At 76.5% G+C, this 5,153-nt stretch carries 5 protein-coding genes; all 5 read left to right on the top strand.

The annotated features are described in order from the left end of the window. Positions 1–834 (top strand): hypothetical protein (locus tag KIK08_RS37200; protein ID WP_214408008.1); only part of this gene is annotated, 834 nt, incomplete at its 5' end. 121 nt (positions 835–955) lie between these two features. Next, positions 956–1,774 carry a TIGR02569 family protein gene (locus KIK08_RS37195; RefSeq protein ID WP_308258135.1) on the top strand — a complete coding sequence of 273 codons (819 nt, stop codon included), beginning with the start codon at positions 956–958 and terminating at the stop codon, positions 1,772–1,774. Positions 1,775–1,908: 134 nt separating this feature from the next. Next, the gene (locus tag KIK08_RS37190; RefSeq protein ID WP_308258134.1) at positions 1,909–3,300 is read left to right on the top strand and encodes an MFS transporter; all 1,392 of its coding nucleotides are present in this window, start codon (positions 1,909–1,911) and stop codon (positions 3,298–3,300) included. A 259-nt stretch (positions 3,301–3,559) separates the two neighbouring features. Then, complete coding sequence (locus KIK08_RS37185; RefSeq protein ID WP_214408007.1) at positions 3,560–4,735, top strand: uroporphyrinogen-III synthase; 1,176 nt, start codon at positions 3,560–3,562, stop codon at positions 4,733–4,735. Further along, a partial coding sequence (locus tag KIK08_RS37180; protein ID WP_308258133.1) for a sirohydrochlorin chelatase occupies positions 4,732–5,153 on the top strand: 422 nt, incomplete at its 3' end. The genes KIK08_RS37185 and KIK08_RS37180, both read left to right, overlap by 4 nt.

The following is a 5,153-nucleotide window of genomic DNA, read 5'->3' as shown; positions in this document are numbered from 1 at the left end:
CCGGCGGCCTCGGCCGAGGGCTCCGGGCCCTCCGCCGGCCCGTCGGCTCCCCCCGACGCCGGACCCGGCCGGTCCGCGTCCCGGCGCCGCTCGCGGTCCGCGGGGCCGCCGTCGACCGCCCGCCGCTCCCTCGCGGTGCTCGGCATCCTGGGCGTGCTGGCCGGCGGCTACGCCCTGAGCGGGTCGCGGCCGGAGACGCCGCCGGTCATGGCGATGGTGCCGGTCGGCATGGCGCCGGACTTCACCGCCGACGGCGAGTGGGCGACCCGGGCCGGCGCGGCCCTGGCCTCGGTCGACCAGCAACTGGTCGACCTGGACGCCGTCGAGGAGGCGTGGGAGGACACGCCGGCGGCCCAGCGCGACGAGGACCCGCCCACCGCGATCACCGAGCTGCGCGACCGGCGCGAGGAGCTCGAACGGCGCCGGGCGACGCTGCAGGCGCAGCTGAGCACGTTCGCCATGCTCAACCGGGCGGGCGAGGAGGTCCGCGCGATCGAGGCCTCCCTGCGCTCGGTCGAGGAGTCGCTGGCCGAGGCCCCGCGGGAGCCGGAATCGCGCGAGCAGGCGGCGCAGGTCACCGCGCTGGAGGCACAGCGCGACCAGCACCAGCGCCGGCTCGAGGCGGGCCTGGAGGAGCTGCGCGGCCTGCAGGAGGACGTGCGCGTCGCCACCCGCACCCCGCTGCCCGACGACGAGCAGGTCACCGAGGAGGTCCGCGCGGACGCGCTGGCCGCCGTCGAGGCCGGGGGCGGGGACGTCGCCACGACCGTCTCCGACCGCGACGCCCGGGACGCCGCGACCGACGAGCGGGATCCCGACGCGGCTCCCCGGTGACGGAGGCCGGTCCCCGCCTGGCCCGAAGGGGTGGTGGAACCGCTCCTGCGGGACCGAACGTGACGACCTCGGCCCGCGTGGCGGCCCGGCGACGAGCGGTACCGCCGGTAGCGTGGCCCGCGTGACCGCTGTTCCCGTCCTGCCGTCCGCCGGGGCGCTGCCGCCGCACGTCCGCTCGGCTTTCGGGGTCGCGGAAGTGGAGCCCCGCCCGGCGATGTGGGCCGGCCGTCGGGCGTGGCGCTGCGGCGACCTGCTGCTGCGCCCCGTCCCGGACAAGGTCGTGACGGCCTGGTCGGCCGGCGTGCTGGACGGCCTGCGGGTCGAGGGGCTGCGCATCGCCCAACCGGTGCGGTCGTCCGACGGCCGCTGGGTGGTCGGCGGGTGGGCGGCCAACCGGTTCGTGGCCGGCACCGTCGAGCCCCGCTACGACGCCGTGCTGACCGCGGCCCTGCGCCTGCACGAGGCACTGGCCGACGTCGAGCGCCCCCGCCTGCTCGACGGCCGCGACGACCTGGCCGCACGCTCGGCCGCCGCGGCGTTCGGCGAGCGGCGCGTCCCGTTGGACCCGGCCACCGGCGGAGCCCTGTTCACCCAGCTCGCCGCCTACCGGGCGCCGCTGCACCTGACCCCCCGACTGGTGCACCCCGAGCTGTTCGGCGCCGTGCTGTTCGACGACGCCGGCGTGCCCGCGCTGATCGAACTGGTGCCGTGCTGGCGGCCCGCCGAGTGGGCGTCGGCCGTCGTCGTGGTCGACGCCGTCGCCTGGGGCGGGGGCGACCGGGGGCTGCTGGAGCGCTGGGCCGACACCGCGCAGTGGCCGCAGGCGCTGTTGCGCGCGGTGCTGTTCCGGCTGGCGCTGCACGCCCAGCACCCGGAGGCCTCGCCGAGCACGCTCGAGGGCCTGGAGCGGGCCGCGGGGCTGGTCAGCGCCCTGCTCTGAGCGGTCGGCCGCCCGCTCACAGGGGCGGCCCGGGCTGGTGAGCACACCTTTGCCCCGACGTCACACGACCCGCACCACCGGGTAACGCCGCGTTCCTAGCTTCGGGACGTCGTCGACACCCGAGGAGGCCAGGCGTGCCCACCACCGCCCCGATCGACCCCGGTACCCGCTCGGAAGGGCTCGTGCGCGGCCGCTGGATCGACCACTGGGAACCGGAGGACCCCGAGTTCTGGCAGCGCGTCGGCGCCCCGATCGCCCGCCGCAACCTGTGGGCCTCGATCGCCGTCGAGCACGTCGGGTTCTCGGTCTGGACCCTGTGGTCGGTCTTCGTGCTGTTCATGGGCCCGGAGTACGGCCTGGACGCGGCGGCGAAGTTCCTGCTGGTGTCGACGGGGTCGTTCGTCGGCGCCGTGCTGCGGGTGCCCTACACGTTCGCGGTGGCGCGCTTCGGCGGCCGGAACTGGTCGGTGATCAGCGGCCTGCTGCTGCTCGTGCCGACCGTCGCGGCGGCGTTCGTGCTCCAGCCCGGCACGCCCTACTGGGTGTTCCTGCTGATGGCGGCGCTGGCCGGGCTCGGCGGCGGCAACTTCGCCTCCTCCATGACCAACATCAACGCCTTCTACCCCGACGCCCGCAAGGGCCTCGCGCTCGGGCTCAACGCCGGTGGCGGCAACATCGGGGTGGCGGTGATCCAGCTGATCGCGCTGCTGGTCATCGCGGTGGCCGGGGCGGGCCAGCCCAGGATCATCCTGGCCGTCTACATCCCGCTGGTGGTGGTCGTGTCCGTGGTCGCCGCGCTGACCATGGACAACATCACCAGCGTGCGCAACGACACCGGCGCGGCCCGGCTGGCCATGGCCCACCGGCACACGGCGATCATGTCGTTCCTCTACATCGGCACGTTCGGGTCGTTCATCGGCTACTCGTTCGCGTTCGGCCTGGTGCTGCAGAACCAGTTCGGGCGCACGCCGCTGGAGGCGGCCGCGGTCACCTTCATCGGCCCGCTCATCGGGTCGCTGATCCGCCCGCTGGGCGGCTGGCTGGCCGACCGCCTCGGCGGCGCCACGGTGACGTTCTGGAACTTCATCGCGATGGCGCTGTCGAGCCTGCTGTGCATCGTGGCGTCCGGGCTGGGCTCGCTCGGCCTGTTCACCGCCGGGTTCATCTGCCTGTTCGTCTTCGCCGGGGTCGGCAACGGCTCGACCTACAAGATGATCCCGGCGATCTTCCGGCGGGAGGCGCAGGCCCGGATCTCCGAGGGCGCCGAGGAGGGGCCTGCGCTGCGGCACGCGCGGCGCATCTCCGGGGCGGCGCTCGGGCTGATCTCGGCGGTCGGCGCGCTCGGCGGGCTGCTGATCAACCTGGCGTTCCGGCAGTCGTTCGCGGCGGCCGGGTCCGGGGTGCCCGCGTTCTGGGCCTTCCTGGCCTTCTACGTGGTGTGCGTCGCCGTGACCTACGCGGTCTACGTGCGGGTGGCGCCGGTGCGGGCCGGCGCGGCGCCCCGGTTGGCGTCGGTGCGGGTCTGAACGGCGCAGCTCACGGGCCGGCGCGGTGGCACCGGTGTTACGCCGGTGTCATCGCCCGTCGCGCCGCAGGTAACGCGGGTTGCCTAGGTTCACCGACCGTGACCAGGCCGTCGGGTGGACCGAGCAGTGACGAAGTCGAGGCGGGTCGCCGCGGAGGCGCTGCGTACCGTGGGGACGGGCACCGCGGACATCCGGCCGCGCCGACCGTGATGACGATCGTGACGATGGAGCAGGAGGGCCGACCGACGTGTCGACGGCGATGAACGACGTCGCGGAGGCGGCCGCGGTGGCGCCGCTGGCCGGCTTCACCGTCGGGATCACCGCCGCCCGCCGCGCCGACGAGCTGGCCACCATGCTGCGCCGGCGGGGCGCCGCGGTGGTGCAGGGGGCGGCGCTGCGGATCGTCCCGGTCGCCGACGACACCGAGCTGGAGGCGGCCACCCGGGCGCTGATCGCGGCCCCGCCCGACATCACCGTGGCGACCACCGGCATCGGCTTCCGCAGCTGGGTCTCCGCCGCCGACGGCTGGGGGATCGGCGAGGAGCTGCTGGCCGCGCTCGGACGCAGCCGGCTCATCGCCCGCGGCCCCAAGGCGCGCGGGGCGATCCGCGCCTCCGGGCTGGTCGACGCGTGGTCGCCGCCGTCGGAGTCGTCGGCCGAGGTCCTCGAATACCTGCTGGAACGCGGCGTCGAGGGGCTGCGCATCGCCGTCCAGCTGCACGGCGAGCCCCTGCCCGACGTGGTGGAGGCGCTGTGCGTCGCCGGGGCCGAGGTCGTCGAGGTGCCGGTGTACCGGTGGGTCCCGCCGGTCGACATCGGACCGCTGGACCGGCTGATCGACGCCGTGCTCACCGGCGGCGTCGACGTGCTGACCTTCACCAGCGCCCCGGCCGCGGCCAGCCTGCTGGCCAGGGCCGCTGAGCGCGGCGTCCGCGACGAGCTGGTGGCCGCGATGCGCGGGCCGGTCGTCGCGGTGTGCGTGGGGCCGGTGACGGCGGCGCCGCTCGAAGCCGTCGACGTGCCGACCGTGCAGCCGCAGCGCTCGCGGCTCGGGGCGATGGTGCGCGCGCTGGAAGCCGACCTGCCCGCCCGCGCGCGTTCCCTCCCGGTCGCCGGGCACCTGCTGCAGCTGCGCGGGCACGCCGTCCTGGTCGACGGGGTGCTGCGCGCGGTGCCGCCCGCGGGCATGGCCCTGCTGCGCGCGCTGGGCCGCCGCCCCGGTCGGGTCGTGTCGCGCGCCGAACTGCTCGCCGCCCTGCCCGGCGGCGGCGACGACGAGCACGCCGTGGAGACGGCGATGGCGCGGCTGCGCGCCGCCCTGGGCGAACCCCGGCTGGTGCAGACCGTGGTCAAGCGCGGCTACCGGCTCGCCCTCGACCCCGCCGCCGGCCCGGCCCCGGTCGGCGGCCACTGCCTGCACGGAGACGCCCGGTGACCCCTGCCCACCCGACCGACCCCGCGCTGCTGCTGGTCGCGCACGGCACGCGCGACCCGGCGGGCGCCGTCGTCACCGAGCAGGTCGCGGCCGCCGTCCGGGCGCGGCTGGGCGTGCGGGTGGCGGTCGGCTTCGCCGACGTGCGCCGCCCCACCCCGGCCGACGCGGTCGCCGAGCTCGACGGGCCGTGCGTGGCCGTGCCGATGTTCCTCGCCGCCGGCTACCACGTGCGCACCGACGTCCCCGCCCAGCTCGCCGCGTTCGACGACGTGCTGGTGGCCGAGACCTTCGGCCCCGACCCGGCGCTCGTGGTCGCCGCCGCCGAGCGGCTGACCGAGGCCGGCGCGCGCCCGGGCGACGCCGTCGTGCTCGCCGTCGCGGGCTCCTCCGACGCGCGCGCCCGCGCCGACAGCGCCCG

Source organism: Pseudonocardia lacus (genome assembly GCF_018531445.1).
Classification (GTDB): domain Bacteria; phylum Actinomycetota; class Actinomycetes; order Mycobacteriales; family Pseudonocardiaceae; genus Pseudonocardia; species Pseudonocardia lacus.
Note: the sequence above shows the minus strand (reverse complement) of the source record. Positions and strands in the feature narration are given on the sequence as shown.